Here is a 2,736-nt window from a genome sequence, read left to right as displayed (position 1 = left end):
GCCGGGGCTCGGGTCGCGCGGGGCGCGGAGGGCGCGGGGGCCGGAGGCGCGCGGTGCCCGGGGGACGCGCGGAGGGCCGGAGGAGGTGCCGTCGGGGTCATCCCCGGCCGCCCACCCCCGACCCGCGGCCGCCGACGGCGAATGCGGCCCACGGGGGCCACCCGCACCCGACGACGAAATCCGCACGGGTGGTGCGGGTGGGAACACGAAGGGCCGAGGGCGAAGCCGAGGCCGCCCGCACAACCATCCCGCACCGTCGGCCGTCGTACTGGCCATGCTGCGCGCGTTCCTCCGTTCGTCGCGGCCCGCCGCCGCACCGACCGCCGACGACGAGGCCGACGTGCTCCTCGACGCCCCCGACGACCGCCTCGCCCCCGCCCTGGTCGCCGCGGCCCGCGGCGAGTACGGCCCGGTGGCCGCCCTGCTCGCCGGCACCCGGGAGAACGCCGAGTGGGAACACCGCGACCGCTACGCGACCCGCCTCGCCGCCTTCGCCCGCTCCCGCTCCGAATGGCTCGACCACTGGCACGCCACCGCCCCCGACGACCCCGGCGCCCTGCTGGTCCGCGCCCAGCTGGCCGTGGACCGCTGCTGGGACTCCCCCGCCCGCGCCGAACTCCTTCACCAGGTCGGCCCCGCCGTCACGGCCGCCACCGAGGCCGGCGGACCCGACCCCGTGCCGTGGCGCGTCGCGCTGGACACCGCGCGGGGCGCACACGCGGGGCACGCCGAGTTCGAGCGGCTGTGGGAGCAAGCGGTCCGCCGCTCCCCGCACCACTACGGCTGCCACGTCGCCGCCCTGGAGTACCTGTCGGCCGCCTCTCCCCGCGCCCACCGCGAGTGCCTCGACTTCGCCGAGACGGCCGCGCAGGACGCCCCCGAGGACGCGCTCGTCCGCGCCCTGCCGATGCGGGCGGTCTTCGCCTGCCTGCCCCGCGACGGCGGCGAGGTGCCCGGCGTGGACCGCGCCCGGCTGGACGCGGCGGCCGACCGCGCGATCGCCCTGTCGGCCGCGTTCCCGGCCGAGGACCCCTGGCCGGCGGAGCTGCGCAACCTGCTGACGTACGTCCTGCTGCGCCTGGAACGCCCGCGCGACGCGGCGGAACAACTGCGGCTGACCGGCCCGTACGCCACGTCCTTCCCGTGGGACCGGGACACGGACGACCCGCTCGGCCGGTTCCTCCAGGTGCGCGGGAACGTCCGCGCGGCGGTGCGGTCACCGGGGTGACGGCGGGTTCGCGCCATCCACGAAGTGGGCACGGCGGTCGCGCCCGCCCCGGCGACCATTAGGCTTCTGCGTCGTGACCACCGTCCGGCTCCCCCTCTTCCCCCTGAACTCGGTCTTGTTCCCGGGGCTGGTACTCCCGCTCAACATCTTCGAGGAGCGCTATCGCGCCATGATGCGCGAGCTGCTGAAGACCCCCGAGGAAGAACCGCGCCGGTTCGCCGTCGTGGCGATCCGCGACGGTCACGAGGTCGCGCCGAGCGACCCCGGCATGCCCGACCCGACCGCGGTGCCCGAGCGCGGCCCCGCGGCCGGGTTCGGCCCCGACCCGGCCAAGTCCTTCCACAAGGTGGCCTGCATCGCGGACGCCGCGACCGTACGGGAGCGGGCCGACGGCACCTTCGAGGTGCTGGCGACCGGGACGAACCGGGTGCGGGTGCTGTCGGTGGACTCCTCGGGGCCGTTCCTGACGGCCGAACTCGAGGTGCTGACCGAGGAGCCCGGCGACGAGGCGGGGGCGCTGGCCGAGGGGGTGCTGCGGTCGTTCCGGCAGTACCAGAAGCGGCTGGCGGGGGCCCGCGAGCGCTCGCTGTCGACCGGCGCGGAGCTGCCGGACGAACCGGGCGTGGTGTCCTACCTGGTCGCCGCCGCGATGATGCTGGACACCCCGACCAAGCAGCGCCTGCTCCAGGCCCCGGACACCGCGTCCCGGCTGCGCGACGAGCTGAAACTCCTTCGCACCGAGACCGCGATCATCCGTACGCTGCCGTCCCTGCCGTCGTCCGATCTGACGCGCGGCCCGACGAGTCTCAACTGAGGTACTGGCCCGGATGGCGAAGAAGTCGAAGAAGCAGCAGCAGTCGGGGGGAACGCCCGCGACGGTGGCCCTCACGGCGGCCGGGGTGACGTACACGGTCCACGCCTACGACCACGACCCGTCCCATCCGTCCTACGGCGAGGAGGCGGCCGAGGCGATGGGGGTGTCGCCGGACCGCGTCTTCAAGACGCTGGTCGCGGACGTCGACGGCGCGCTGACGGTCGCGGTGGTCCCGGTGGCGGGCCAGCTTGACCTGAAGGCGCTGGCCTCCGCGGTCGGCGGCAAACGGGCGGCGATGGCCGACCCGGCCCTGGCGGAGCGCACCACGGGCTATGTGCGGGGCGGCATCTCACCCCTCGGCCAGCGCAAGCGTCTCCCGACGGTCCTGGACACGTCGGCGTCCGTCCACGCCACGATCTGCATCTCGGCAGGCCGCCGCGGCCTGGAGGTCGAACTGTCCCCCGAAGACCTGACCCACCTGACGAAGGCAACCCTCGCCCCCATCGGCCGCCCCTGACACGCACGCCCGTCCGGGGACACCACGTCGTCCCCGCCGTCGGAGCGCCCCGTTCGCCCGTGCCGTCCGAGCACCCCGTTCGCCCCGCGCCGTCGGAACACCACGTACGCCCCGCACGGCAGCGCGCGCCCCGGCCACACGTGCCTCCCCGGCCGCCCGGCGCCGAGCGACACGACC

General features: G+C 75.8%; 2 protein-coding genes and 1 pseudogene. All 3 read left to right on the top strand.

Annotated features, from left to right (window positions below; translation table 11 throughout):
* Positions 1–274: 274 nt before the first annotated feature.
* A pseudogene (locus GTW67_RS24615) lies at positions 275–1,290 on the top strand (hypothetical protein).
* Between the two features lie 11 nt (positions 1,291–1,301).
* Entirely contained in the window at positions 1,302–2,042 is a 741-nt protein-coding gene (locus tag GTW67_RS24610; protein ID WP_161166988.1) for an LON peptidase substrate-binding domain-containing protein, read from the top strand.
* A gap of 13 nt (positions 2,043–2,055) precedes the next feature.
* Positions 2,056–2,559 (top strand): Cys-tRNA(Pro) deacylase, encoded by a 504-nt coding sequence (gene ybaK / locus GTW67_RS24605; protein WP_161166987.1) that lies wholly within the window; start codon positions 2,056–2,058, stop codon positions 2,557–2,559.
* The last annotated feature ends 177 nt before the right edge of the window (positions 2,560–2,736 follow it).

Origin of the sequence: Streptomyces sp. SID5910, assembly GCF_009862125.1 — a bacterium.
Taxonomy (GTDB): Bacteria; Actinomycetota; Actinomycetes; order Streptomycetales; family Streptomycetaceae; genus Streptomyces.
Note: the sequence above shows the minus strand (reverse complement) of the source record. Positions and strands in the feature narration are given on the sequence as shown.